We start from the raw sequence: 26889 nt of genomic DNA, 5'->3' as shown, positions 1-26889 counted from the left end.
TCTTATACTATGGATTACCATACTACATCCAGCATAATTGCCAATCTCCTCTAGAGTCTATACGTTTTCGCTTTTGATCTACACTATTTTCTATTTTCAGGTATTTCATTTTCAAAATTAGCTGCAAGCCTTTCAAGTTCTATTCTCAATTCATCATCAGCCATCGGGAGCCCGTGTCCTGAAATAGCTATCGTGGGCTTTAATGCATCTAATTTTTTGACGGAGTTCCTGGCAGCCTGCCAATCTGTTGTAAAGTATGCTGGTGGACCGTGCATTTCTTGTTTCTGTGTGATCACATCATATAAAGATTCCTGTTCAACAGTTGTAAAAGCATCTCCAACAATTAAAACATTGTCTCGGTCTCTAAAAAGTGAAATATGTCCAGGTGTATGCCCAGGCGTATGGATATAGTGCCATTCAGGTAAATTTGGAATTACTCCATCGTCACTTAATAGTTTAAGGTTAGATTTAATATCAATACTGTGCCTAGGGAACATCGGTGACATTTTAGCAACAAGCCCATCAACTTCAGGGTTTGGAGGTGGATAATCATTTTTTCCTGTTAAATATGGTTCTTCTAAAGGATGGGCATAAACAGGTACATCCCATTTTTTAATCAATTCATGTAAAGCACCTACATGGTCAAAGTGACCGTGAGTTAGGATAATGCTATTTAACTTGCAATCCGCGCCAAATCTTTTCTCAGCCTCTTCCATAATAAACTCATATGACCCTGGCATTCCAGCATCTATTAAAGTAAATTCATTCGTTTCTCGTGGATTTCCAATAAAGCAAACATTTACAATTTGAACAGACAAACAAAAGAGATCTGGTAGAAGCTCAATTCCCAACCCGCTCGTAACTGAGGTTAATGGCATTTTTTCCACTTATATACCTCCATGTAGTTTTATTCTCTAATAGTATTTCTTAAAATAGGCAAAAGTATGATATATAGCCAAGGCTTCAGTCTTTTGTAATTTTTATTGATTTTTTAAATTCCAGAACAAGGGATAAGCTGTAGGTGTCCAGCTCCAGCGCCCTGAGCTTTTGTTCTTGACAGGAAATGACGATCATTTTATAGTTAAACACATGAATAGTTAAATTATTTAACTAATAGAAGGGTGGCTCCTTTCATGGAGGAAAAACAAATCGAAGAATTGATTAATCGTTACCTTGCTGTTTCCTTTTCAGTTACAAAAAAAGGTGAAAATATGATTAAAGACAGTATTGGTGACTATATTACAAATGATCAGCATTATACATTACGTTATATTCATCTTGCAGGTACATGCACTTCTACAGAGCTTTCAGAAGCCTTTGAGGTGAAGAAAAGTGCGATTACTGCGATCATAAATCGATTAACTGAAAAGGAGTTAATTAAACGAACTCGTGATGAAAGTGATCGCCGTGTTATTTACTTAACGTTAACTGAAAAAGGAAATGATATATACACAAAAACTGAAGAAAAAATTAAAAAATTAGTAGAATCGATCATCACTAGCTTTGAAGAAAGTGAAATTGTGTCATTTATTGAGACATATGAAAAGCTAAATACGCTATTAGATCAACGTAAAGACTGTAAAATGGAGGAATAAGTTGTGAACAAAATCATTAATGGAAAGTGGTTTGTTATTCTTGCATGGGTTGCTGTAGTCGTAGGGTTATTTTTAGCTGCACCTAAAATGGCAGAACTTGTACGAGATAAAGGACAGGTCAGTGTACCAGATGGATATTCTTCATCTTTAGCTAGTGAAATTCTTGATGATGTTCAAAAACAAGAAAATGTTAAAGGTGAAACACAGGTTGCTCTTGTTTTTCATAATGAATATAAGCTAACAGACGAAGAAATAAAAGAGGCTGAAAAAGCGATTCACTTACTCGAAGACAGCAAAGAGCTTGGTGTTACAGATATATTAACTCATTTTAATAAGGAAAGCTTAAAGGAACAGTTGGTTTCAGAGGACGGTAAGACAATTTTAGCGTCTGTTTCGGTAAGTTGGAATGATCGTGAAGTGAAGGAAGTATCTGAATTGCTTTACGAAACAATTAAAGATGTAAAAGTTGATCATTATTATACAAGTGGCTGGATGATTGATGAAGATGTAATGACAAGTTCTCAGGAAGGCTTAAAGAAAACAGAAGGAATCACTGTTGTTTTCATTTTAGCTGTTCTCTTACTCGTGTTTAGATCAGCGATTGCTCCACTTATTCCACTCATTACTGTTGGAATTACGTATTTAGCATCACAATCAATAGTTGCGATATTAGTTGATAAAGTGAACTTTCCAATCTCAAATTTCACACAAATTTTCTTAGTCGCTGTTTTATTTGGAATCGGCACAGACTACTGTATTCTGCTTTTAAGTCGATTTAAAGAAGAATTGGCACATCGTGAAAGTGTGACAGAAGCGATTGTTGAAACATATCGCAATGCAGGGCGTACGGTATTCTTTAGTGGGTTAGCTGTTATGATTGGATTTGCTGCAATCGGATTTTCCCAATTTAAGCTCTATCAATCTGCATCTGCAGTAGCAGTAGGTGTTGCTGTATTACTTATCGCTTTATTTACGGTTGTACCATTTTTTATGGCAATACTAGGTAATAAAATTTTCTGGCCTTCAAAAGGGACACTTGAACATAAGGATAGTAAATTATGGGGTGTAGTTGGCCGCTTTTCATTAGCACGTCCACTTATTGCGCTAGCTATCGTTGCGGTGGTATCTGTCCCGTTTTTGTTACTATATGATGGTGAATTATCCTATAACTCATTAGAGGAAATTAGCGGTGATGTAAACTCAATTAAAGCCTTCAATGCCATTGCAGATAGCTTTGGTCCAGGGGAATCGATGTCAACGCAAATTGTTTTGAAAAATGATGAAAAAATGGATTCAACCGAATACATTGGTCTTGCTGAAAAAATTAGTAAAGAGCTTGAAACAGTAGATTTGGTAGACTCAGTTCGCTCTGTCACACGACCTACTGGTGAAATGATCGAAGATTTTTATGTAGCAACACAAGCAAAAACTCTTGAAGAAGGACTTGGAGAAGGAAATGATGGTATCACTCAAATTAGTGAAGGGTTAGCAGAAGCAGAAAGTGAGCTTTCTAAATCCTCACCACAGCTTAAAGATGCAACAGATGGCATTAATGATTTAATTTCTGGAACGACAGAAATACATTCTGGGATATCTGAAATACAGGCAAACCTAGCAAAAATTGAGGATGGAATTCGCCAAGGATCTCAAGGTTCAGATGAAATTAAGAAGGGCTTAGCTGAAGCAAAGGCAGGGGCTGAAGAACTTCAGGCTGGAAGCAGTCAATTACTTACTGGATATCAAGAAGTGGAGGGTGGAATCGGAACTCTCCATGAAAAATATCAAGAGGTAAGTCAAGGGATTATAGGAATTTCAGGAGCTCTTACTCAATTAAACTCTGACTTTACAGCTCTTGAAAATAATAATGTATATCCAGGTCTGAAGACGGATCCTAATTATGGGAAAATTAAAGGAACTGTACAGGAAGTAGCTAAAACTCAGTTACCTACATTAGCAGACGGGATTAGCAGATTAAATACTGAATTAAACAAGGTTAGCGAAGGTGTAAACCTGGCGAATAGTAATTTTACTGAACTTGTTGAAGGTCAAAGACAGTTCTCTGAGGGATTATCTTTACTTATTGAGGGAATTGAACAGCAGCAAGAAGGCCTAGAACAATTAGCAAACGGTCAAGGTCAAGTTGTAAGCAATATACCTAAAATATCTGATGGTCTGTCAGGTGTAACAAATGGTCAAAAACAGCTATTAGATGGTTTTGGTGACCTTGATGGTCAAATGAATCAATTAACAGATGGCTTAGGTCAAAGTGTTGATGGGTTAAACCAAGTATCAGATGGACTCGGTTCTGCTCAAGACTACCTAACTGATTTATCAAAAACGTCAGAATCATCAGGCTTTTACTTACCAGAAGATGTATTAGAAAGTGAAGACTTCGAGCAAGCACTTGACACATATTTATCAAATGACCGAAAAGTGATGACATTAGATGTTATCTTTGGAGCGAACCCTTATTCAAACGAAGCAATCAACCAAATTGACGAAATTAATGCTGCAATTGAACGTGCAACAAAGGGTACAAAGCTTGAAAATGCCAAAGTTGCCATTGGGGGAATTACTAGTATTAATGCTGATTTAAATACGATGTCTAATAATGACTATACACGTACAGTTATTTTAATGCTTGTCGGTATTTCTATTATTCTTGTATTTTTGTTCAGATCGATTATTATGCCGCTTTATTTGATAGGATCATTGATTTTAACGTATTATACAGCACTTGGAATCAATGAAGTGATATTTGTGAATATTTTAGGGTATACCGGGATTAGCTGGGCAGTTCCATTCTTTGGTTTTGTCATTCTTGTTGCTCTAGGTGTAGATTATAGTATTTTCTTAATGGACCGATTTAATGAATATAAAGACATATCAGTAGAAGAAGCGATGCTTTTAGCAATGAAAAAAATGGGAACAGTCATTATTTCAGCGGTGGTTATATTAGGTGGTACATTTGCTGCAATGATTCCATCAGGCATGCTATCACTCATTCAAATCGCATCGATTATCCTTACCGGATTGTTGTTATACGCATTTATTGTATTACCACTTTTTGTACCAGTCATGGTGAAAAACTTTGGTGCTGCAAACTGGTGGCCGTTTAAGCGAGTATAAGCTTTAAAATGAACAAAGTAGTTGATTTCTAGTTGAAATCGGCTGCTTTTTTTATCGTCCAGGAAATAATAAAATTCTCGAACTGTGGATAAGCGCACGACATCCATCTCCAGCGCCTAGCCCCTCGAGGTCATAAGCTAATTTAGAATTGAAGGCAAAGAGCGCCTTCTATTCTAAATCATCTTATGCTTGTCGGGCTGATTAAGGCGCTTACGCATTTGTTCGTGCATAAAAAAATAAAAAGAGGTATGATTCATTTCTATTATTGTCAGAAAATAGAATTAAATTGAAGGTGGAGGAGATAAAATGATATTAGAAGTAGCCATGTTAAACGTAATATCAGGTAAAGAAAAGGAATTTGAACAGGTATTTAAGGAAGCTTCAAAGATTCTTTCGAGTATGAGTGGATATATCTTACATGATCTTCAACGTTGCTTGGAAGTTCAGGGGAAATATATTTTGCTAGTAAAATGGGAAAAACTAGAGGATCATACAATTGGGTTTAGGCAATCTTCTGAATATCAAAAATGGAAACAATTATTACACCACTTTTATGAGCCTTTCCCAATTGTTGAGCATTTTGAAAGTATCACATGATAATTGATGATGTTTTTTTAGGCTCTAACACAAAAACTATTTCAGGTTGATTGGAACGGATTGCGAGACTCCTGCGGGAGCAGCGGGACAGGTGAGACTCATGCAGGCGTTTACGCCTAGGGGGCTCACCGCCCGCCCCGCGGAAAGCGAGCAACTCTCGCTGCAATCAACCACACCGCATTAATGGTAAATAGTAACAAAGTTTGCGAAAACAGCCTTTTTTTATGACGAATGACCACTCTGAATATTATAAGTGCTATTTTCATAGACCTCCTTATCCTTATTACTTAATAAATTTTTATTGAAAAAAACATGTAAAGATTTTCAAAGTTTTCTATGGTTTTCTTGATTTTAAAGAAAAAAAGTGCTAAAATGGTTTTAATTATTTTTGTTCGGATAAGGATGAAAGATGGAAATTGCTTTAAAAGATTCCTCTTAAAAAGGTCGTTGTCTAGCAAGAATAGTAATACAATGTGGACTAGATTTTCCACACAGGAGGAAAAACAATGTTAGAAGGTAAAGTTAAATGGTTTAATTCAGAAAAAGGTTTCGGATTTATTGAAGTAGAAGGACAAGACGATGTATTCGTACACTTCTCTGCAATCCAAGGCGAAGGTTTCAAAACTTTAGAAGAAGGCCAAACAGTTACTTTTGAAGTTGAGCAAGGAGCTCGTGGACCACAAGCTGCTAACGTACAAAAATAAGTATAACGCTGCATAAGCAGCTCTTATAAAAGACCCCTATTTTGGGGTCTTTTTTTATTATCTAGGAAATTATAAAATTCTTGTACTGTGGATAAGTGCTTGGCATCCAGCTCCAGCGCCTAGCCCCTCTTGGGTCTACAGCCACTTAAGAATTGAAGGTAAAGAACACCTTCTATTCTTAAGCGTCTTATTTGCCCGAGGCTGTTCAAGGCGCTTGCGCTTTTGTTCTATCATTCTTTAATTGGTAAACTAGCAGTGAAATAGTCACATAGAGAGAAAGATAATTGAAATGTAGGTTGCTGAAAGAGAACCATTACAAAGAATTGAGGTATTTGGCGAGGACAAGAACTAACATCTTTTGTAATAGTTGATTAGACTGGTTTTATTTGTGTGTTGAGTAAGAAAACGTTAAAATTGATAAAAAGAAAAAGCTTTTACACAACTGGTAGGTGGAAAATGAAAGTACTTGTCATTGAAGATAATCCAAGTGTTTGTTCTATGCTTGAGATGTTTTTTTCGAAGGAAGGAATAACAGGTGAATTTGTACATAATGGTTTGGAAGGGTATGAGCGTTTTAAAGGGAATGAGTGGGATTTATTGATCCTCGACTGGATGCTTCCTGGGATGGATGGTGTGTCACTTTGTCGAAAGATTAGAGAAGAAAAAAGCTCAATTCCAATTATTATGCTTACAGCAAAGGATAGTGAGTCTGATCAAGTATTAGGGCTAGAAATGGGAGCAGATGATTATGTGACTAAGCCATTTAGTCCATTAGCCTTAATGGCAAGGATAAAAGCAGTAACTCGTCGCTATCAGATTGCAGAAATTGATCAACAGTCAAGTATTTCTGATCTATTGCAAACTGAAAATTTTAAAATTAGTAAAACGACTAGAGAGGTATATTTACAAGATAGAAAGATAACAAACCTTACTCCAAAAGAGTTTGATCTCCTCTATTACTTTGTGAAAAATCCTCGTCAAGTATTTACCCGGGAACAGCTGTTAGAACGAGTTTGGGGCTATCAATTTTATGGTGATGAACGTACAGTAGATGTTCATATTAAACGATTAAGAAAAAAAATCGAAACACCGACACATCCATTCTTTCATACAGTTTGGGGAGTAGGCTATAAATTTGATGAAGCAGTAGAAGCAAATGAGAATTAAATACATTTATCAGTTATTTATCAGTCATATAAGTATTCTCATCATAGCTTTTATTATTTTAAGCCTGTTGTTCGCCCACTATGTCGAAAATTTAGTGTATGAGAACAAAGTAAATGAATTAACCTCTTATGGTGAGAATATTTTAGCTGAATTTGAACAGACAGGACAGGAGTTCGTTTTGGCTCAATACAATCAGGTATTGAGCTCGCAAAATATATTTTTTAGTATATTTGATCAACAAGGTCGAATTGTTTACCCGATTTCAACGAACTCGCCCAGAACAAGAATAACAGAAGAAGATTGGAACAAGCTTACCAATGGAGAGAAAGTGGTTACCAAGCACAACATAAAATGGGCTGACCAAGAAGTTTCACTAGTTGCATTACCCTATATTGGTAGGGGCGGTCTAATTGGAGGGATTTTACTCATTTCTCCTATTAGTGGTTCCCGGGAAATGATCAGTGAAATGAATCAATATCTACTCTACACTGTGATCATCGCGTTATCGGTGTCATTTTTGCTTAGCTGGATTCTGTCAAACATTCATGTGAATCGTATTCAAAAAATAAGAAAAGCTACTTCGAAAATTGCACAAGGTGATTATGATGCCTATATTCCAGCATCTAACTTTGATGAAATCGCTGAAATGGCAAATGATTTTAACGAAATGATTGATCAATTAAAATCCTCAAACGAAGAAATTGATAGTCTCGAAAAACGGCGAAGACAATTTATAGCCGATGTTTCACACGAGCTTCGAACACCACTAACAACAATAAGTGGTGTGATTGAGGGACTCAAAAATAATATGATTGAAGAGGATGAAAAAGAAAAAGGGATTCAGTTAGTTAGTCATGAAACCAAAAGATTAATTCGACTTGTTAATGAGAATCTAGATTATGAACGAATTCGATCGAATCAAGTTAAGCTTATTAAAGAAAGAATTCAGCTTAAAGAGGTATTAGAAGTGATTAAGGATCACTTACTTTTTCAAGCAGAGGCAAAAAATATTGACTTAATTATTCATGCAGATGAACAAAGTATGGTATTCGCTGACTATGATCGACTTATCCAAATCTTAATAAATATTACAAAAAATAGTATTCAATTTACAAATCAAGGCTCAGTTTGGCTTCGTGGCTGCCAGACTAATGAAGAGACGATAATTGAAATTGAGGATACCGGAATAGGAATGGACAAATTAGAGGTGGAATCAATTTGGCGGAGATTTTATAAGGCTGATCTATCGAGAACGAGTAATCAATTTGGTGAATTTGGTTTAGGCCTTTCAATTGTTAAGCGTTTAGTAGAGCTGCATGAAGGGAAAATTGAACTCACAAGTGAGCGAAATAAAGGAACAAAGTTTACGATTACGATTCCAATTAAGAATGATTAAACTTTTCTAATTTTTAATGCTTTGTTCATAGTTTATTCATATTTATTCGTTAAGATAGAAGAATGATATCAGACAGACTATATAGGATTGAGGAGACATAATATATGATAGAGAAATTATTTTCAAGTAAAAAAACAATAGCTATTCTCGCTGCCCTTGTAGTAGTGGCAGTTGCAGTATTTATTTTTCTTTCAACTCGAAGTGAAGTTGTTGCAAAGGTTGGTCAAAAGTCTATTACAAAGGATAACTTATATACATTTTTCGTCGAGCAAAATGGTGAAGCAGCCCTAGATACTCTTATTACCAAAAACGTAATTGAGCAAGAGGTAGAAAAAGAAAAGGTTTCAGTATCTGAAAAAGACATAGATGCAGAGCTTCAAGAGTTAATTGCTTCCTATGGTGGAGAAGAAACGTTTAACCAACAACTAGCAACAAGCGGTTTAACAATGGGGGACGTAGAGGAAGATGTTAAAACGAACCTTCAAATTGAGAAATTATTAGAATCACGTATTAAAATCACAGATGAAGAAATGAAAACATACTTTGATGAGAATAAAGATTCCTTTGCTAAAACAAAACAGGTTAAAGCTAGTCATATATTAGTAGCAGACGAGGCAACCGCTAAAGAAGTAAAAGAAAAGCTAGATGCAGGTGAAGACTTTGCGGAACTAGCAAAAGAATATTCAACAGATACCGGATCAGCTGAATCAGGTGGAGACTTAGGTTTCTTTGGTGAAGGTAGTATGGTAGCGGAATTTGAAGAAGCAGCATTTTCAATGGAAGTTGACGAAATTAGTGAACCAGTTAAAACAGAACATGGTTATCATATCATTAAAGTAACTGACAAACAGGACGCAGCTGAAGCCAACTTTGATGATAGTAAAGAAGAAATCAAAGACATCTTATTCGATGAAAAAATGGCTACAGAGTATACAACCTGGTTAGAAGAGAAAAAAGAAGAATATAAAGTTAAAAATTATTTAAGTGAAAATGAGGAAGAATAATAGACATAAAAGCGGGCTCCTAATGGGGTCCGTTTTTTATCATATTTAAAAATTGTAAATGCATTTTAAGCTAGATTAATTCTCAAAATTTCAAAATCACTAGAAAAAACATTTTTTTGAAACAATCTCTTCTTCACTGCGTCTTTACTATAGAAGTCATTCTTTAGAGGTGGAAGTTTCTATGAAAAAAAACAATGTATATATTCATTTGCTACTATGGATAAATGTCGTTCTCCTAGGCTTACTTCTTTGGTGCTTATATGAAATTAGAATGTAAAAATTTTTTTCTAATTTCCCGCTCGTCCTCGGCTAGAATGGTATAATATTTAAAGATTATTAATTCTGAATTTTTACTATTATAGTTAATAGAGAGGAGAATAGACATGACAAAAAGTACGATGGAAAAAGGTTATTTTGGGGAATTTGGTGGAAGTTTTGTACCTGAGGCCTTAAAGAATGTATTAGATGTTTTAGATGAGAACTTTGAAAAGTACAAGAGTGATCCAGAATTTATTGAAGAATTTAATTATTATATGAAAGAATATATCGGTCGAGAGAATCCACTTACTCTTGCAGAGAACTTAACAAAGCAAGTTGGTGGAGCGAAAATCTATTTAAAGCGTGAAGATTTAAACCATACAGGAGCACATAAAATTAATAATGCGATTGGACAGATTTTATTAGCAAAACGTATGGGAGCAACACGGATCATTGCAGAGACTGGGGCTGGCCAGCATGGAGTTGCAACTGCTACAGCTTGTGCAATTGTTGGTGGTATGGATTGTACGATTTATATGGGGAAATTGGATACCGAAAGACAAGCACTGAATGTATTTCGTATGGAGCTATTAGGTGCAAAAGTTGTTCCCGTTGCAAAGGGACAAGGACGTCTAAAGGACGCAGTTGATGAAGCGTTAAACGATCTCGTTGTAAACTATGAAAATACTTTTTATCTATTAGGATCAGCTGTAGGCCCACATCCATTCCCAACAATGGTTAAGCACTTCCAATCTATTATTAGTGAAGAATCTAAAAAACAAATACTAGAAAAAGAAGGTAAGCTTCCAAAAGCAGTCGTTGCATGTGCTGGTGGTGGAAGCAATGCCATTGGTGCTTTTGCTCATTTTATCGACGAGGAATCAGTACGATTAATCGGTGTTGAACCTGCTGAGGCTCCATCCTTAACAAAAGGTACACCTGCAGTGATCCATGGTTTTAAATGCTTAACGCTCTTAGACGAAAACGGCGAGCCAAAGCCAACCTATTCGATTGCAGCAGGATTAGATTATCCCGGAATTGGTCCAGAGCATAGCTATCTGAAAACAACGAATCGAGCAGAGTATGTAACAGTAAGTGGGCAAGAAGCGTTAGAGGCCTTTCAGGTTCTTTCTAAAGTTGAAGGGATTATCCCTGCATTAGAGAGCTCACACGCAATTGCACATGCTATGAAACTAGCAAAAGAGCTTGATCGTGAAGATTCAATTATTGTAAATCTCTCTGGAAGAGGAGATAAAGACGTAGAGCAGGTTTATAAAATGCTTCAAGCATAGAACTCTATTACAAGGGGGTAACATATGTTATCCTTTTTCTTTGTCTAGCAAATGATAAAATCCCTGTACTGTGGACAAGCGCTTTTACATCCAGCAGCTCCAGCTTCTAGAGAACTTCGTCTCTTGTGAAGAAATAAGCTTTTTAGAGAAAGAGAGGGAAACTCAATTATGAAGGACCTAAAAATCGTTACAATTTCATGTAAACAGAACAAGCTTATCCCGAATAATCAGAAATTCCCAGTAGTGATCTATAAAAATTGTTTTGGTAGTAAAATAGCGGAAATAGAAACGATTTTCAATCATCATAATTGGTTAAATAATTGGACAAATGGGGTATTTCCTTATCATCACTACCATAGCAACACACATGAGGTTTTAGGTGTCATTGCGGGAGAAGCAGAGCTGAAAATTGGCGGTGAAACTGGAGAGGACTTCCATCTCGCGAAAGGTGATGTGGTGATTTTACCTGCTGGAACAGGACATAAGCGACTTTCTTCCTCAAGTGATTTTAAAGTTGTCGGGGCATATCCAGAGGGAATGAGCCCAAATTTGAGAACTGAGCATCGAAATAAGGAGAAAGATAGAGAAGAAATTGAAGGAGTACTGATACCTAATCAAGATCCAGTATTTGGTCATGAAGGTCCCCTTTTTGATTATTGGCTAAATAAAGGAGGTAAGTGTAAAGGTTGAACTTAACCTGAGTGAACTTCAAATAGAAATTAAAGTTCACTCAATATAGTTTTTAAAATTATACAAAGCAAGAGGAAAATGCTAACTTATCCCCATTGTGCTCCCCATTTTTTCATTTCCTTCAACATCTTATTAAGTGAGTGCCCCTTTTCGGTTAATGTATATTCAACTGTAACTGGGACTGTCGCAAAGGTTTCGCGTGTTAATACTCCATGATTTTCTAAATGACGGAGAGTATCGGTTAGCGCTTTTGGACTTATTTTGGGAATTGAACGCTGTAATTCTCCGAAACGTCTTGTGCCATCAAAAAGCTCTTTAATCACAAGAAAAGACCATTTTCCACCAATAATATCAAGTGCTTTTTCGATCGAGCATTCAATTAGTATGCCATCCAATTTCTCCATAGTATCCTCCTTGTAGTAACTATAAATTTTATAGTTGATTACATAATTTTTATTATATCAATAATATTTCAGTACTTGTATACACTATTCAAAAAAATTATAATTCTAGTGAGGAATGATTTATAAGTTGGTTAGAAACATAAAAGTGTAACCATTATCAATAGGGGAACACCAATTGCTTTTTGCTCGATCATTAGAAAAGGGAGATGGGAGCATGAAATACAGGCGTGTAGGAAGATCAGGGTTAAAGGTCAGTGAGGTAAGCTTAGGGAGTTGGTTAACATTTGGGGCTTCTACTGAAAAGGATAAAGCGATTCAAACAATTGAAACCGCTTACGAAAATGGGGTGAATTCATTTGATACAGCAAATGTATACGCAAGAGGTGAATCAGAAAAAGTAGTCGGTGAAGCTCTTAGCAAATATAATCGCGATTCTTATGTGCTAGCAACAAAAGTGTTCGGACAAATGGGAGATGGACCAAATGATCGAGGTCTTTCTAGAAAACATGTTATTGAACAGCTTCATGCAAGTTTAAAACGGTTGAAAACTGATTATGTAGATATTTATTATTGTCATCGCTATGATCCAGAAACACCAGTTGATGAAACCTTAAGAACGATTGATGATCTGATCCGACAAGGTAAGATTTTATATGCTGGTGTAAGTGAATGGACGGCACAACAAATTCAAGAAGCAATCGGTACATCAGATAAGTATCTATTAGACCGGATTATTGTTAATCAATCAAACTATAATATGTTTCATCGCTATATTGAAAAAGAAGTACTACCAGTAAGTGAGCAGCATGGAATAAGTCAAATTGTCTTTTCACCTTTAGCACAAGGGGTGTTAACTGGGAAATATAGCGTAAGCAATCGTGCGCCAGAAGGAAGTCGTGCAACAGATCCAAAAGCAAACATGCATATGGGTCAATTTTTAAATGATGAAATCCTGTTAAAGGTTGAAAAATTAGGTGGAATTGCGAATGAACTTGATATTAGTTTATCTCAACTAGCTATTGCTTGGATTTTGCGTCAACCTGGTGTGGCAAGTACATTAGTTGGTGCGACAAAACCTGAACAAATAATTGAAAATATTAAAGGTGTGGGTGTGACATTGACGAGCGATGTCATTTCACAAGTAGAAGAGATTTTACAGTAAGGGAGAGAATTATTTGAAAAAAGTAGTCGTTACTGGTGGAAGTGGCCTTCTTGGTCACTGGGTTATTAAGGAATTTCTTGATAGTGGATATGAAGTAGTAAATGCAGATGTGAAGCATCCAATTGACCCAATTTGTAAAACGATTATTACCGATTTAGAAAACCTAGGTGAAGTTTATGGGGTTCTTGCAGGTGCAGATGCAGTTGTACATCTGGCAGCCATTCCTGTTGCGTATTCACATCCAAATGAAGTTACCTTTAAAAATAATGTCATGTCTACATACAATATATTAGAGGCAGCTGGAACACTTGGTATTAAAAAAGCAGTCATATCGTCTAGTGAGTCTTCTTATGGAATTGTATTTGCGGTTAATGAGCTGTCTCCGCAATATGCTCCACTCGACGAAGAGCACCCACAATTACCAGAGGATAGCTATGGATTATCTAAAATCGTCAATGAACAAACAGCAGATATGATTCATCGACGAACTGGGATGCAGGTCGTATCCATGAGATTAGGAAATGTGATTGCCCCAAATATGTATGAAAATTTTCCGGAATTTATAAATGACCCTGAACAGCGAAAAGTAATCATGTGGAGTTATATTGATACAAGAGATGCTGCAGTTGCCTATCGACTAGCGGTTGAAACTGATGGACTAGGCTCTGTTGCACTAAATATCGCAGCAGATGACACAAGCATGGATATTGAAAGTAAGCACCTAGTTGAGACAATCTATCCAACTACTGAAATTCGTAAGCAATTGGAAGCATACGAAACATTATTTTCTAATGAAAAAGCGAAGAAGCTATTAAATTGGCAACCTATGCATAGCTGGAGAGAATATGTGAAGGTGAAGAATTAAGTTTATTTAAGGGTGATTCAAATGGGGTTGACCATTTAAATCACCCTGTTTTTTATTGGAAAAGCGAGAGGAAAAGAGTGAAATATCGGGGAATGTTCACTCCAAAGGGGAATTCTCTATCAAATTGTAGAAAAACTCCCCGATCTAAAGAAGCCCTTAAATCCAATTATCTCACCTAGAAATGAAAAACAATTTGCTATCCCAATTCAATCTATATTAAACTGTGATAGGACAAAAGGTAGCCAATAAACTAGTTCACATGCATAAAGAGAGGAATCGATCATGTTACACGAATTTACAATAAATATACCTTATAAAGAAATTGACCAATACACAGACACGTTAAATGCAACAGGAATTTATAATCTGTACTATGAATCACCAATTGAAATCATCAAAGTCCAAAATGGATACGGATATGAAGAGAAAGAAGACCAGCATGTTGATTTGAAAATTTACGCAAGTGATATGGAAGTAAAGAATCTACCTGAAGCGTATTATTCCTTACTAGAAACGACTCTTTCTATATCAAGGGAAGTTATTAGCTATTCCTTACATGAAGAAGCTGATTGGGAGCAATCATATGAATTTGAAGATGTCGATTTAGGAAATGGGTGGGTTATTTCGTATCCCAATTCGCAAGAACAATATCATGATAAAAACGTTCTTAAATTTGACCCATTAGCTGCATTTGGGACAGGGCTCCATGAAACAACTCAAGGTTGTTTACGAATGATCTTAGAAAAAGACCTTACAGGGAAAAGCGTCCTCGACTTAGGAACTGGTTCGGGTATGCTTACAATTGCAGCATCACTGAAAGGTGCAAAAAAGGTTATTGCTGTTGATTATGAGGAAGTTGCAAGAGAGCTTTATCATAATGCCGAGCTGAATAACCTTACGAATGATCTTGAGGTAGTACAAGCTGATTTAATTACAGGGGACTACACTATTGAAGATGTATATGATTTAATATTAATCAATATTGGTGCAAATGAAACGATGAGTATCTTGAAAAAACATGACCTATTAAAAAATAGCAATGATTTTATCATCTCTGGTTTAGTGGAATGGCATATTGATCAGCTAATTGCGGATTTCCAAGCAGGTGGTTTTTCAATCCATGAAAAGGCACAGACGAATGAATGGGTAACGATTCATTTTTCTAAGCAATAAAAGTAAGGAGTGTTAAAGGGTCTGCCCTTTTAACACTCCTTTTCTATTTAGGTAATAATCATATAACGATTAATAGGACGTCCAATTCCACCATACTCAATATGAATCTTTACATTTCCAGATTGTTCCATAAATTCGAGGTAGCGTCTAGCGGTCACACGTGCTATTCCAATGCCTTCCGCAACTTCTTCAGCAGAAATTGCTTGATTTTGTTCTTGTAAATAATTGATTATTTTCTCAAGGGTCAGAGCATTGAGTCCTTTAGGTAACTGTTTATTTTCTACTTTTTTGGGTTGAAAGAGGAGACGATCCAATTCTTGTTGGGTGATCGATTCCTTTTCTTGAAGCTTGGAATGATAGTTAAGATAGTTTGTAAGGGCCTGTTTGATTCGATCAAATTTAAACGGCTTCATGATGTAGTCAATCGCTCCTAATTGCAAAACGCGCCGAACTGTTTCAATATCACTAGCAGCTGTAATGGCAATTACATCTGTTTCTAGACCCTCTGAACGAATTTGTTTTATCGTTGTGATACCATCCTGATTAGGCATGAAGATATCGATTAAAGCTAAATCAGGTTTTTCTTTTTTTATAAAATCGATGCCTTCTTTACCATTAGATGAAGTGCCAATAACAGTAAATCCATCAACTTCTTCAACAAATTGTTTATTAATTTCTTGAACCATTGGGTCATCTTCAATAAGTAGAACGCGAATAATTGAAGCTTTCATCTAACATTCCTCCATACAATCGTCTTTACATATGGCTGTTTTCGCAAACTTTGTTGCTATTTACCAAGTAGTACGGTGTGGTTGATTTCAGCTCCAGATGCTCGCTTTCCACGGGGCGGGCGGTGAGCGCCTCCTCGGCGTAAACGCCTGCATGAGTCTCACCTATCCCGCTGCTCCTGCAGGAGTCTCGCAATCCGTTCCAATCAACCTTAAATAGTTTTCGTTTTAAAAGCAACAATCTCTTAGAAAAGAGCCTTACATATAAAAGGTAATCATAAAGGAGGTACCTCGTTCAGGATATGACTCTACTTGAATGGTACCATTTGCTTTTGCGACGATTTCTTTTATTAAAAATAAGCCAATTCCTCGGTTAGAACCTTCCTTTGTAGTGAATCCTTCTTGAAAAACTTGGGTTTCTACTTCTTTTGAAATACCTGATCCATTATCCTCAATTAGGATAGATAAAATGTCTTCATGCTGTTCAATGCTCACATAGATCTCTTTTTCTAGTTCATTACTATCCTTAAAAGCGTCAAATGCGTTTTCGATCAAATTTCCAAAAATGATCACAAAATCATGAACATCAAGTGAAGGTGGAAAAGACTCTAATCGGCTATGGCGATCAATATGAACGGTGATGCCTAGCTCCTTCCCACGACTTACCTTACTAAGCAGAAGACCAGACAGACTTTCACTCTTGATATTTTTTGATAGAAAACGCGTTAACTCTTCATGTTCCTCGGTAATTTGAAAGACATACTCTAGCGCTCTATTTTTATGACCTAGTTGTAGTAATCCTGCTATCGTATGCAGTTTGTTCATATGCTCGTGATTTTGAACCCTCAAAGCGCTTACAAATGCTTTTACTCCAGTAAGTTCTTCTGCTAGTTTTTTTACTTCAGTGCGGTCTTGGAAGATCGCAACTGCGCCGACTGTCTTTCCTTTTACTTTAATAGGTATTCGATTACTAACAATATTTAAATTGCGAACGGTTAACTCTCTGTTGTAAAACGGTTTTTGCAACTGAAGGATTTCTGGAAGTCTTGTATCAGGTATAATCTCATGAATTTTTTTACCAATTACCTCACCTGCTATTCCCATCATTGCTTTTGCTTTATCATTAAAAACAGTTATTTTTTCATCTGTATCAATTGCAATGATTCCTTCATGCATTGCATTAAAGGTCTCTGTTCGCTCTACCACCAATCTCGCTATTTCATGTGGTTCAAGATTAAACATCTCTTTTTTTATACGCGAAGCAAGCAACCATGCACCCCAGCCACCAAATAATAGCGAAATCGCACCAGTTAACAAGATTTCAATTCGTAAATTCCAAATGATTTCAAAAAACGTTGGTAACATATACCCAACTAAGACGACTCCAACCTGGTGATGCTCTTTATTAATAATAGGAACGAATCCACGAATGACAGTTCCTGCTTCACCTTTTGCCTTTGTTGTATAAGTAAGTTCAGCAAAGGCAGGGTCCTCATCATTGCCTTGTGACTTTTGACCAATTAGATGAGGAACAGGATGTGATAAGCGAATATGATTCATGTCCATCACCACAATATAATCAGCATGATGAATCATTCTCATTGTCTCAACTCGATCATTAATCTTGCTTCGTTCTTTTGTGCTACCGGTAATCATCACACTAATATCTGGAACCTCTGCAACGGTTCTAGCAGTTAGAAGTGCTCTTTGCTTTAAGTCATCTTCTCCAGAATCAATAAAATTGCTAATAATAACGATGCCGGCGAGAAAAAGGGAAAATCCTACAATAAAAAAGATTAAACCCATTATTTTTGTTTGGATGGATAAACGTTGCATAAAGAGTTCCTTTCTTTTTTTTAGGCTCTTTTATAAAGGAAGTTGAACTAATCTTCAATAGAATAAATCCTAAAGGAAGTTGAACTAATACTCAATAGAATAAATCCTAAAGGAAGTTGAACTTTACCCCACATTAACTGGCAGTACTTCTACCTATTCTTTAGATGAGAGAATAGATAGAAGTCGATACTGGTGAAACTGCCAGTAAATGTCCGATAAGTTCAACTAACCTTCAGTGAGAATGAAAAGACTTCTCCCAGAAGGAAGTTGAACTTTACCCCACATTAACTGGCAGTACCTCATTCCTATTCTTTAGATAAAAGAATAGATAGAAGTCGATACTGGTGAAACTGCCAGTAAATGTCCGATAAGTTCAACTAACCTTTAGGGAGAATGAAAAGCCTTCTCCCTAAAGGAAGTTGAACTTTATCCCACATTAACTGGCAGTACTTCTACCTATTCTTTAGATAAAAGAATAGATAGAAGTCGATACTGGTGAAACTGCCAGTAAATGTCCGATAAGTTCAACTAACCTTTAGGGAGAATGAAAAGCCTTCTCCCTAAAGGAAGTTGAACTTTACCCCACATTAACTGGCAGTACCTCATTCCTATTCTTTAGATGCAAGAATAGATAGAAGTCGATACTGGTGAAACTGCCAGTAAATGTCCGATAAGTTCAACTAACCTTCAGTGAGAATGAAAAGACTTCTCCCAGAAGGAAGTTGAACTTTATCCCACATTAACTGGCAGTACTTCTACCTATTCTTTACATGAGAGAATAGATAGAAGTCGATACTGGTGAAACTGCCAGTAAATGTCCGATAAGTTCAACTAACCTTCAGTGAGAATGAAAAGACTTCTCCCAGAAGGAAGTTGAACTTTATTTTACCATGGAAAATGATGCGTGTTACAATTACTATTACATAAATATGGGGGTATTAAGAGAGATGAAGTATTTAATAGGCTCGAGTTTCTTTGTGATTATCACGATCTTAGCTATCTTTTTTTATCCTTTTGATCGATTTAAACAGGAAGAAATTAGTTATGATGATGAACAAGAGGGATTATCAGATCAAATCATTATTCGATTTAGCCACGTTGTTGCTGAAAATACGCCTAAGGGTTTAGCTGCTCAAAAATTTGCTGAATTAGCTGATGAAAAAACAAATGGTTTAGTTAAAGTAGAGGTTATTCCAAATGGTACTCTTTATACCGATGAACAAGAGTTAGATGCGTTAATGAACAATAATGTTCAAATGATTGCACCGTCCTTATCAAAAATGACAAGACTAGCTCCTGAATGGGGATTTTTTGACTTACCCTTTTTGTTTCAAAAAAACGAGGATATCACGTCTGTCTTTTCTAGTGAAATTGGAAGTAGCTTTTTACGACTCCACGAAGATGAAAACATAACAGGGATGGCATTATGGAGCAATGGCTTTAAACAAATGACAAGCAGTGAAAATGCATTGAAAAAGCCTGAAGATTTTAAGGGGCAGCGTTTTCGGATTATGCCGAGCACTATGATTGAAGAACAGTTTAAGCACTTAGGAGCTAAGCCGATCGTTATGCCGTTTGATCAAGTCTATATGTCATTAGAAGAGGAAAAATTTGAAGGACAGGAAAATACAATTTCTAATATTTATTCTCGACGTCTATATGAGCTTCAAAATTATATGACAATAAGTAACCACGGGTTTTTAGGCTATGCTGTGTTGATGAACAAAGAGTTTTGGGATCATCTTCCTGAAGATGTTCAATCTAGTTTGACCGATGCAATGGATGAGACAACTGCCTGGATGTTAGAAGAGTCGATGAAAATGAACAAAGATCAATTACGTGTGATAGAAAGAGAATCCTCAATTGATATTCATTACTTAACCGAACAAGAACGGGGGGAATGGCTAGATAACCTTCAGCCGGTATATCAAACGTTTCTTCAGTATGTGACTGAGGATTTTGTAAAAGAATTTGTAGAGGAAAGAATTAAGGATATGGAGACGAAGTAGTTTTGTGCCTTCTTTTTTATTTGGCTCTGTTAAAGCTCACTGTTGATTTTGGCACTTTGTTGATTGGAACGTATACGTGAGACTCCTGCGGGATTGCGAGTCCAAGGGAGACTCACACAGGTACAAAGCACCGAAGAGGCTCCCAGACCGCCCGCGGAAAGCGAACGCCTGCAGCGGAAATCAACAACCTAGTTTAACTGAGCCTTTTATGTCGATAAAAGGTTTGTACGCCTCTATATACACATATAATATCGTAAATCTATATAATATATAAACTCTAATAGAAAGGTGGCAAAAATTGAAGATAGATGCGGTTTTTGAAGGCGGTGGGGTGAGGGGAATTGCTTTTATTGGAGCGATTCAAGCCATGGAAGAGGAAAACGTAGAATGGGAAAGGCTAGCAGGAACATCAGCGGGTGCTGTAATAGCTGCTCTGTTAGCAAGCGGCTTTAAAAGCTATGAAATTAGAGATAGGTTTAAGGAAATAGATTATTCAAAATTCCGAGGTAGGACGATCCTGAATCGAATTCCCCTTATCGGTAGTTTTTTGGAGCTTATGGTACATCTTGGAATATATAAAAATGATTATCTTGAAAAATGGGTGGATGCTATTCTTTCAGAAAAAGGCATTAGAACATTTGCAGATCTCCCAGAAGGAAAATTAAAGATTATCGCTTCAGATGTTTCAAATGGACAAATGCTTATTTTGCCAGATGATTTGGATCGCTATAGAATGACTCCTGCTGATTTAAAAGTTTCAACCGCGATTATGATGAGCGCCTCAATACCATTTTTCTACCGTCCGGTTATTTGGAAATCTAAAGACCACAACAAATCCTATATTTTAGATGGGGGATTACTTAGTAACTTTCCAATATGGTTATATGATACTGATAACCCCCGCTTCCCAACGTTCGGCTTCCGTTTTGTAAAAGATGAAGTTGATATTGGAGCTGTAATACCAACCCCGTTACACCTTTTTAAAAATATTTTTAAAACGATGCTTCAAGCCCATGATTTGCGACATCTGAACGAAGAAACGAATGACCGTACGATTAAAATTCCGACTGGCGGTATAACCACAACTGATTTTGAACTAAGTAAGGATGAAATTGAATTTCTATATCATTCAGGTTATACTTCCGCAAAGGAATTTTTGTCAAAGTGGGATTTTGAAAAACATAAGGCTAAACGAAAGCAAAAAACGAAGTAGTATAGAAAAATAGTGCAAATGCTTCTTTAAGGCTAGGGTGGAATCACATCCTATCCTTTTTAGATTCGGTAAAATCCGTTGCGATGTCAAATATGTAACCTAAATTTCAAACAAATGTAATCATAAATTCGAACAAATGAAAACTTGTTATGGGAGAATGATTACTTCATGAGTTGATTCTACTTTATATAAGGTTATTAAAAAGGTAGGTATTTTAGTATTTTGTCGTTAACCTTAATTAGTTAGATAGTGGTCCTATTACCAGAAAAGTAATGGGGGAGAGTCTTGTGTTATTACGTTTAGGTGGTGCAAGTTATGGGAGAGCAGAGAAGGAAAAGAAAGAGAGTAAGACTAAGATGGGGAAGAGTATTTGGAGCGCTTCTTATTCTTTGTGTCTTTTTTATTGGAATATATAGTGTTTATCAGTACATACAAGGGACATTAGAAAGTAACAACAAAACGTTTAAAAATGATCAAGGAAACCATGCTTTTGAAGGGGAGAAAAGTGAAATAGGTGATGTGAACGTTCTTTTATTAGGTAGTGATTCTAGAGGGGAAAAACAAGCTAGAACGGATACGATTATGGTTGCACACTATGATCAACGTACTCATTCGGTTAAACTTATTTCGTTTATGCGTGATATGTATGTATCAATACCAGGACATGGGAAGCAAAAATTAAATGCAGCTTATGCATATGGAGGTCCAGAATTACTGAGGAAAACTATTAAAGAAAATTTTAGTTTAGATATTAATTATTACGCGATTGTAGATTTTAAAGGATTCGAAGAAGCTGTAGATATTCTCGTTCCAAATGGCATTCAAGTGGATGTACCACATGTAATGACTTCTGGAATCGGAATGGAGATAGAAAAAGGTAAGCAAACCCTTCACGGGAAAGAGCTGTTGGGATATGTCCGTTATCGTCAAGATCGTTTGAGTGATTTTGGTCGAGTACAAAGACAGCAAGAAGTTGTTTCAAAAATAGTGGAGGATTCTGTAAGTCTTCGTAATGTGGCGAAACTCCCTAAGCTATTGGGCGTCTTGAATTCATATGTGAATACAAATATTGATACTACTACACTGTTTACGATTGGAAAAGACTTTGTAACAAATAATAGCGGAGATTTAGAGACTCTTCGCATCCCAGAAAATGACACTTTTGAAAATATACGTTATGAGGATATTGGAGAAGTATTAGAGGTAGATTTTCAACAAAATAAGGAAGCTCTTAAAGAATTTTTGGAGGGGGAAAATCATAATAGTGACGGTCAAAATGAAGAGGATAAGTCAGATGTGGGTTGATTCTACAATCTGTTAGTCACCAATACGTATAAAACAAAAAGAAGAGGGTGACTCAAAACCAAAGGGTCAGACCCCTCCAACACAATATACAGCACCTTAAACGTTAAAGGCTACTATATATTAGTAATGTTGGGAGGTGTCAGACCCTTTTGAGTCAGCCTCTTTCTTGATTATGCATATCTATAGAACAATTAAGAAATGTTCTTTAATTCTTCTGTATATCGTAGGAATTCTTTTTTGTTTCTGTCTCGTAAGGACTGGTCAATTTTCTCGTGGATTTTCTCTTTTCGGAAATTAAGCAAAGCATTATCTAACACCATTTCAGCAAATAAAGAGTCTATGACATTTATCTCGGGTTGTGGTGAATTTAGCAAATTCTTTTCCATGAAGAATCACTCCTTGACCTTTTTTCTATTATACTATCCATTTTCATACTATTCAAAACATTTTGATTGGTAATTCGATAAACTACAAAAATAGTAGCACAAACTTTGTATCAGTTTGTGCTACTATACTTGGTCTTACATTATTGATTACTTTGGCTTTCTTCTGTCTGTGTGGTTTGGTCATCGTTTTGATCTGTGTTAAATGGATTTCCTTCTTCCATACCTCTACGACCACCACCGTTCCCGCCAAACCTTCCATTTGCTGGGGCTTCTGTTACACCGGATTCGTCTAAGTATGTCATCACACCAGATAATGTATATTCTACAGATTGTGAGCCTGATTCATATTTTACATTATTATACAATCCGTCTCTATTTTCACCCGTTAAGACACCACCTGAGCTGAGTGTATACGTTTGTTCATTTTGTAGGTCTGGTGTGCTAATTAAAATGGTTTGATATTGTTTTTCAGGAGCAATTGCAAAGACTTGTTCACCATTGCTATCCTCGACATACACTGTTGTTCCTGCTTCTTGGAATTCAGTGAATGTCATCATAATGGCATTTTGCTTGGAGTCTTCTGAAATACCTTGTGCCATACCACTACTTCCAGCAGCAACTAAAGTACCACCTTCAATAATGAAGGACTGATCGTAATCAAGAGACCCATTCCCAGATGAAGCTGGTCCATAAACAAGAACCGTTCCACCTGTCATTTTAATTGCTGTATTTGAATCTAGTCCGTCACCATCCGCATTCACATATAAGTAGCCACCCTCGATTAATAATTTACCTTCTTCAGATGTTTCTTCGGTAGCTGTCTCTTCTTCAGATGTTTCTGTTTCTTCAGAAGCTAAAGGAACACTCATCGCCATACCAGGCATGCCAAATTCACTACTACCTCCATTAATATTGACTCCATCATCTGCTGCATTAACATGAATCGTACCGTCAGCAATTGTAATATTCATACCTTCAATACCTTCTTTGCTTTTATCAATAGTAATTGCTCCACCGTTAATTGCTACATCTGCATCGCCATGAATACCGTCATCCCCGGTAGAAATATGGATCTCGCCATCAGAAATAGATACATTTTGATCACTGTGAAGTGCATCCTCAAGGGAGTCGATTGTAAATGTTCCACCAGCAATATTAATTTCAGTACCAGCCTTTATACCTTTTGTACTGATTGTATCCTCTGAATCTGTTTCTTCCGTTGATTCATCAGTTGGTCTTTGTGGCGGTGCACCTGTCATTTCTTCAGGAGGTGTGTCACCGCTTGGCATTTCGGTTGTATCTGTTGGTTGATCATTTGTACCATTGCTATTAAACTCTGGATTACTACCGAAAGCACCACCAATTTCAGAAGCGCTCTCGATTGTTTCTGGGCTACCGCCACCAGCTATAATGGAATATTCACCGTCTATTACGGTTACTGCCTTCTCAGCTTGAACGCCATCACCTTTTGCTTGAACAGTTAAAGAACCACTTTCCAAAATGATGTTACCTTTTGTCTCGTCTTCATCGTTCGAAGCTTTCACACCATCGCCAGTTGCTACTACTGAAATAGTTGTATCCTTCATGGCTAATAAATCTCGACCGACAATCCCGTCATCAACAGAGGTGACTTCTAGGGTACCACCTGTAATTTTTAAGTTATCTCGACTTGTAATCCCATCTTTAAAATTTCCGGATACGTTTAACGTTCCAGAGCCGTTGATCGTCAAATCGTCTTTACTAAAAATTGCTGCTTCAGGTTCATCTGCTTCTCCATCTTCATAAACATATTCTGTTGCATCAGATAGAATATTTTTTGTGTTTTTCTCAAGGGATATCACCGTTTTATCTGCTTGCTTTACATAAATAGGTGCACTTGTTGAAGAGTTGATCGTTGCTCCATTTAAAATGATGCGAACGGTACCAGCATCTTCTGCATCTACAACAATTTGTCCATCCTTTAAAGTTCCTTCTACAACATAAGTCCCGGTTGTTCGAATCAATATTTGATTATCTTCAACAATGACACCATCATTTTCAGCCACTGTTGCTGTTGTTTCACTCAACTTAATAGATGTCACATTGTCATCTTGCCAGTCTGTATACAAATCATCGGTTGCATAAGTAACTAGATTATTTACTAGTTCAGAGGCCTTTGTATTACTTGTTTTCGTATCGCTACTACAACCACTGATGATTAAAGCAATACCAAACAATAATGGAATGAACCTATTAACTTTTTTAATCATCCTATTAATCATCCTTATTTAAGTATCGTAAGCTGTTTGTTAATCGATACGTTTTATTTTGAAATAAAGTAGATCTAAAATGCTAAAGATCTACTTAGGATCATTTGGTTATGCTGTAAAGTTGCCATCATAGCTTAGCATGACTGCGGAACGCACGCCTTGAATAGTAGATATTTCTGATGCAATTTCTGCATCGTTTTCTTTTACACGAATTTCATATGTCACTTCAATCTCATAATCTTGAATAATTGATTTTGATTTTAAAGAGAATTTTTTCGTTTTTTCTTTCATAATCTGTTCAATTTGTTCTCCGACAGTGTTTTTATCAAATTTCACAACCAATAGATATGGGTTGTCCACTTTAATTTTGTTTGCAAATAAAATAATGACAAGACCAATTAGGACGGAACCGATGATAGCTAATAAAATGAATCCTGCACCACTTAAAATACCAGCAATGACTGACCAGAATAAATAAACTAAATCCATTGGATCTTTTATTGGCGTACGAAAACGAACGATAGATAATGCCCCAACCATACCAAGTGATAATAATACGTTTTGACTAATTCCCATAATGACTAGAGCTGTTGCCATTGTCATAATAATTAAGGAAATATTGAACGAATGTGAGTAAATAACACCGTTAAAGGTTTTCTTATATACTGCATAAATACACAATCCGACTAAAAACGCTACTCCTAGTCCAAGTAGTGAATCGATTAATGAAAATGAAGTAGTTGTTTCTAAAAAGCTTGATTTGAATATATCTGAAAAATTAGTAGTATTCATTTTTTACTCTCCTATTATGTTTTTATAGATTATCCATACATGCGACCTAATTGATATTTTGAATAAGCCTCTTGTCTTGTATCTGTTAGCTGAAGTAAATATTTAATGACATCTGGCAAGTACTCATCATATTTAACTTCTAAGATGACTAAATTTGGTTCTAGCACATCTACCATTGGTAAATGTTTATTGAACATATCTGTATTTTGTAAGCTTGATTGCACCTTTAAATCGAAAGTGACTCGAACATTACCATAGGGGTACATAAAGGCTTCTCGTTCATAATCTACCACTGTTTTCGGTTTGATTTGGTGATTTTGAATTTCAAATAATAAATCACGTATAAGGACTCTCTCGTCTTTTTCCATCCAAAGAATGTCACCAATCCTCATTTTTTCAAATTCCGCACGCGTCATTTCGCATTTTGATTTGAATGTTAAATTATTCCGCTTACTTTTGCGTTCAAGATTGACGACCGCATCGCTCTTGCCATATATACGAACACGGTATTTATCGCGGTTTAAGTAACCTTCTTTTTTTTCGTTCAAAATTTTATTATCAAAATTATCGAAGTAAGTTGAACGAATTAAATATTTGCCATTTGCTCCTGCGTTTGAATCTCTTCTCATAAAGTGCAGAAGTTTACTACGTAACACGCGATATTCCGCTACTGATATAGCGTGCTTAAGCTCATTACGACCTTTCGGATTAAATGAGGTTTGAACTGGCATTATCTTTCCTCCTTCTCTATAAACTTCTCTTTGGTAGGAAGTATATAAGCTATTTGATTGTCTCGAACAATTGCTAGTTTATATGTTGAATGTGTCAGCAAGATGTCAAGTAAAGTTTTTGTAAAAACTTTATTTAGGTTTTGATAAAAATAAAGTTCTCCTTTGTACTAAACCCAAAAGCTATTGTGATTCATGAGAACCTTA

General features: G+C 36.2%; 23 protein-coding genes. 15 read left to right on the top strand and 8 right to left on the bottom strand.

The genetic code is table 11. The annotated features are described in order from the left end of the window. Positions 1-83: 83 nt before the first annotated feature. Positions 84-878, bottom strand: a complete 795-nt coding sequence (locus tag I7822_RS03635; protein ID WP_207975626.1) for an MBL fold metallo-hydrolase — start codon at positions 876-878, stop codon at positions 84-86. Positions 879-1133: 255 nt separating this feature from the next. Here I7822_RS03635 and I7822_RS03630 point away from each other — a divergent pair, with 255 nt between their 5' ends. The 9 genes from I7822_RS03630 (at position 1134) to I7822_RS03590 (ending at position 11832) form a co-directional block, all read left to right on the top strand. After that, positions 1134-1595: a MarR family winged helix-turn-helix transcriptional regulator gene (locus tag I7822_RS03630; protein ID WP_207975414.1), complete on the top strand. Its 462-nt coding sequence runs from the start codon at positions 1134-1136 to the stop codon at positions 1593-1595. Positions 1596-1598: 3 nt separating this feature from the next. Beyond that, on the top strand, positions 1599-4724 hold the full coding sequence (locus tag I7822_RS03625) for an MMPL family transporter (RefSeq protein WP_207975413.1): 3126 nt from the start codon (positions 1599-1601) through the stop codon (positions 4722-4724). A gap of 306 nt (positions 4725-5030) precedes the next feature. Then, complete coding sequence (locus I7822_RS03620) at positions 5031-5321, top strand: antibiotic biosynthesis monooxygenase family protein (RefSeq protein WP_207975412.1); 291 nt, start codon at positions 5031-5033, stop codon at positions 5319-5321. A 506-nt stretch (positions 5322-5827) separates the two neighbouring features. Continuing rightward, on the top strand, positions 5828-6025 hold the full coding sequence (locus I7822_RS03615) for a cold-shock protein (protein ID WP_066330280.1): 198 nt from the start codon (positions 5828-5830) through the stop codon (positions 6023-6025). A 456-nt stretch (positions 6026-6481) separates the two neighbouring features. Then, complete coding sequence (locus I7822_RS03610) at positions 6482-7192, top strand: response regulator transcription factor (RefSeq protein WP_207975411.1); 711 nt, start codon at positions 6482-6484, stop codon at positions 7190-7192. Further along, a complete protein-coding gene (locus tag I7822_RS03605; RefSeq protein WP_207975410.1) occupies positions 7182-8588 on the top strand; it encodes a sensor histidine kinase in 1407 nt (468 codons plus the stop codon). Before I7822_RS03610 ends, I7822_RS03605 begins: the two co-directional genes overlap by 11 nt. 104 nt (positions 8589-8692) lie before the next feature. Beyond that, positions 8693-9592: a peptidylprolyl isomerase gene (locus tag I7822_RS03600; protein WP_207975409.1), complete on the top strand. Its 900-nt coding sequence runs from the start codon at positions 8693-8695 to the stop codon at positions 9590-9592. 383 nt (positions 9593-9975) lie between these two features. After that, positions 9976-11142, top strand: a complete 1167-nt coding sequence (gene trpB / locus I7822_RS03595; protein ID WP_207975408.1) for a tryptophan synthase subunit beta — start codon at positions 9976-9978, stop codon at positions 11140-11142. A gap of 168 nt (positions 11143-11310) precedes the next feature. After that, on the top strand, positions 11311-11832 hold the full coding sequence (locus I7822_RS03590) for a cupin domain-containing protein (RefSeq protein WP_207975407.1): 522 nt from the start codon (positions 11311-11313) through the stop codon (positions 11830-11832). 86 nt (positions 11833-11918) lie between these two features. On the opposite strand, the gene I7822_RS03585 is transcribed toward I7822_RS03590, so the two are convergent. Continuing rightward, positions 11919-12236 carry a winged helix-turn-helix transcriptional regulator gene (locus I7822_RS03585; protein WP_207975406.1) on the bottom strand — a complete coding sequence of 106 codons (318 nt, stop codon included), beginning with the start codon at positions 12234-12236 and terminating at the stop codon, positions 11919-11921. Positions 12237-12450: 214 nt separating this feature from the next. On the opposite strand from I7822_RS03585, the gene I7822_RS03580 reads away from it, so the two are divergent. The 3 genes from I7822_RS03580 (at position 12451) to I7822_RS03570 (ending at position 15436) form a co-directional block, all read left to right on the top strand. Next, positions 12451-13398, top strand: a complete 948-nt coding sequence (locus I7822_RS03580) for an aldo/keto reductase family protein (RefSeq protein WP_207975405.1) — start codon at positions 12451-12453, stop codon at positions 13396-13398. A gap of 13 nt (positions 13399-13411) precedes the next feature. Beyond that, entirely contained in the window at positions 13412-14263 is an 852-nt protein-coding gene (locus tag I7822_RS03575) for an NAD-dependent epimerase/dehydratase family protein (protein WP_207975404.1), read from the top strand. A gap of 282 nt (positions 14264-14545) precedes the next feature. Continuing rightward, positions 14546-15436 (top strand): 50S ribosomal protein L11 methyltransferase, encoded by an 891-nt coding sequence (locus I7822_RS03570; RefSeq protein ID WP_207975403.1) that lies wholly within the window; start codon positions 14546-14548, stop codon positions 15434-15436. A gap of 47 nt (positions 15437-15483) precedes the next feature. On the opposite strand, the gene I7822_RS03565 is transcribed toward I7822_RS03570, so the two are convergent. Together I7822_RS03565 and I7822_RS03560 are read right to left on the bottom strand one after the other, a co-directional pair. After that, positions 15484-16155 carry a response regulator gene (locus I7822_RS03565; protein ID WP_307847679.1) on the bottom strand — a complete coding sequence of 224 codons (672 nt, stop codon included), beginning with the start codon at positions 16153-16155 and terminating at the stop codon, positions 15484-15486. A gap of 267 nt (positions 16156-16422) precedes the next feature. Further along, positions 16423-18000 carry an ATP-binding protein gene (locus I7822_RS03560; RefSeq protein WP_207975401.1) on the bottom strand — a complete coding sequence of 526 codons (1578 nt, stop codon included), beginning with the start codon at positions 17998-18000 and terminating at the stop codon, positions 16423-16425. Between the two features lie 947 nt (positions 18001-18947). Between I7822_RS03560 and I7822_RS03555 the strand changes: the two genes are divergently transcribed. From I7822_RS03555 to I7822_RS03545, 3 genes are all read left to right on the top strand, one after another. Further along, entirely contained in the window at positions 18948-20009 is a 1062-nt protein-coding gene (locus I7822_RS03555; protein ID WP_207975400.1) for a DctP family TRAP transporter solute-binding subunit, read from the top strand. 298 nt (positions 20010-20307) lie between these two features. Beyond that, on the top strand, positions 20308-21222 hold the full coding sequence (locus I7822_RS03550; protein ID WP_207975399.1) for a patatin-like phospholipase family protein: 915 nt from the start codon (positions 20308-20310) through the stop codon (positions 21220-21222). Positions 21223-21537: 315 nt separating this feature from the next. Continuing rightward, on the top strand, positions 21538-22527 hold the full coding sequence (locus I7822_RS03545) for an LCP family protein (RefSeq protein ID WP_207975398.1): 990 nt from the start codon (positions 21538-21540) through the stop codon (positions 22525-22527). 191 nt (positions 22528-22718) lie between these two features. On the opposite strand, the gene I7822_RS03540 is transcribed toward I7822_RS03545, so the two are convergent. The 4 genes from I7822_RS03540 to I7822_RS03525 form a co-directional block, all read right to left on the bottom strand. After that, the gene (locus I7822_RS03540; RefSeq protein ID WP_207975397.1) at positions 22719-22913 is read right to left on the bottom strand and encodes an IDEAL domain-containing protein; all 195 of its coding nucleotides are present in this window, start codon (positions 22911-22913) and stop codon (positions 22719-22721) included. Positions 22914-23053: 140 nt separating this feature from the next. Further along, positions 23054-25162 carry a carbohydrate-binding domain-containing protein gene (locus I7822_RS03535; protein WP_207975396.1) on the bottom strand — a complete coding sequence of 703 codons (2109 nt, stop codon included), beginning with the start codon at positions 25160-25162 and terminating at the stop codon, positions 23054-23056. A 108-nt stretch (positions 25163-25270) separates the two neighbouring features. Beyond that, positions 25271-25954 carry a DUF4956 domain-containing protein gene (locus tag I7822_RS03530; protein ID WP_207975395.1) on the bottom strand — a complete coding sequence of 228 codons (684 nt, stop codon included), beginning with the start codon at positions 25952-25954 and terminating at the stop codon, positions 25271-25273. Positions 25955-25983: 29 nt separating this feature from the next. Beyond that, positions 25984-26685 carry a polyphosphate polymerase domain-containing protein gene (locus I7822_RS03525; RefSeq protein ID WP_207975394.1) on the bottom strand — a complete coding sequence of 234 codons (702 nt, stop codon included), beginning with the start codon at positions 26683-26685 and terminating at the stop codon, positions 25984-25986. Positions 26686-26889: the final 204 nt, after the last annotated feature.

This window comes from Metabacillus bambusae, assembly GCF_017497975.1.
Taxonomy (GTDB): Bacteria; Bacillota; Bacilli; order Bacillales; family Bacillaceae; genus Metabacillus; species Metabacillus bambusae.
This window is presented reverse-complemented; position numbering and strand designations above follow the sequence as displayed.

Excerpts from the sequence above, each read along its gene's own strand:
- I7822_RS03635 (WP_207975626.1), bottom strand. The coding sequence starts at position 878 with ATGCCATTAACCTCAGTTACGAGCGGGTTGGGAATTGAGCTTCTACCA.
- I7822_RS03630 (WP_207975414.1), top strand. The coding sequence starts at position 1,134 with ATGGAGGAAAAACAAATCGAAGAATTGATTAATCGTTACCTTGCTGTT.
- I7822_RS03620 (WP_207975412.1), top strand. The coding sequence starts at position 5,031 with ATGATATTAGAAGTAGCCATGTTAAACGTAATATCAGGTAAAGAAAAG.
- I7822_RS03615 (WP_066330280.1), top strand. The coding sequence starts at position 5,828 with ATGTTAGAAGGTAAAGTTAAATGGTTTAATTCAGAAAAAGGTTTCGGA.
- I7822_RS03610 (WP_207975411.1), top strand. The coding sequence starts at position 6,482 with ATGAAAGTACTTGTCATTGAAGATAATCCAAGTGTTTGTTCTATGCTT.
- I7822_RS03605 (WP_207975410.1), top strand. The coding sequence starts at position 7,182 with ATGAGAATTAAATACATTTATCAGTTATTTATCAGTCATATAAGTATT.
- I7822_RS03600 (WP_207975409.1), top strand. The coding sequence starts at position 8,693 with ATGATAGAGAAATTATTTTCAAGTAAAAAAACAATAGCTATTCTCGCT.
- trpB (WP_207975408.1), top strand. The coding sequence starts at position 9,976 with ATGACAAAAAGTACGATGGAAAAAGGTTATTTTGGGGAATTTGGTGGA.
- I7822_RS03590 (WP_207975407.1), top strand. The coding sequence starts at position 11,311 with ATGAAGGACCTAAAAATCGTTACAATTTCATGTAAACAGAACAAGCTT.
- I7822_RS03585 (WP_207975406.1), bottom strand. The coding sequence starts at position 12,236 with ATGGAGAAATTGGATGGCATACTAATTGAATGCTCGATCGAAAAAGCA.
- I7822_RS03580 (WP_207975405.1), top strand. The coding sequence starts at position 12,451 with ATGAAATACAGGCGTGTAGGAAGATCAGGGTTAAAGGTCAGTGAGGTA.
- I7822_RS03570 (WP_207975403.1), top strand. The coding sequence starts at position 14,546 with ATGTTACACGAATTTACAATAAATATACCTTATAAAGAAATTGACCAA.
- I7822_RS03560 (WP_207975401.1), bottom strand. The coding sequence starts at position 18,000 with ATGCAACGTTTATCCATCCAAACAAAAATAATGGGTTTAATCTTTTTT.
- I7822_RS03555 (WP_207975400.1), top strand. The coding sequence starts at position 18,948 with ATGAAGTATTTAATAGGCTCGAGTTTCTTTGTGATTATCACGATCTTA.
- I7822_RS03545 (WP_207975398.1), top strand. The coding sequence starts at position 21,538 with ATGGGAGAGCAGAGAAGGAAAAGAAAGAGAGTAAGACTAAGATGGGGA.
- I7822_RS03540 (WP_207975397.1), bottom strand. The coding sequence starts at position 22,913 with ATGGAAAAGAATTTGCTAAATTCACCACAACCCGAGATAAATGTCATA.
- I7822_RS03535 (WP_207975396.1), bottom strand. The coding sequence starts at position 25,162 with ATGATTAAAAAAGTTAATAGGTTCATTCCATTATTGTTTGGTATTGCT.
- I7822_RS03530 (WP_207975395.1), bottom strand. The coding sequence starts at position 25,954 with ATGAATACTACTAATTTTTCAGATATATTCAAATCAAGCTTTTTAGAA.
- I7822_RS03525 (WP_207975394.1), bottom strand. The coding sequence starts at position 26,685 with ATGCCAGTTCAAACCTCATTTAATCCGAAAGGTCGTAATGAGCTTAAG.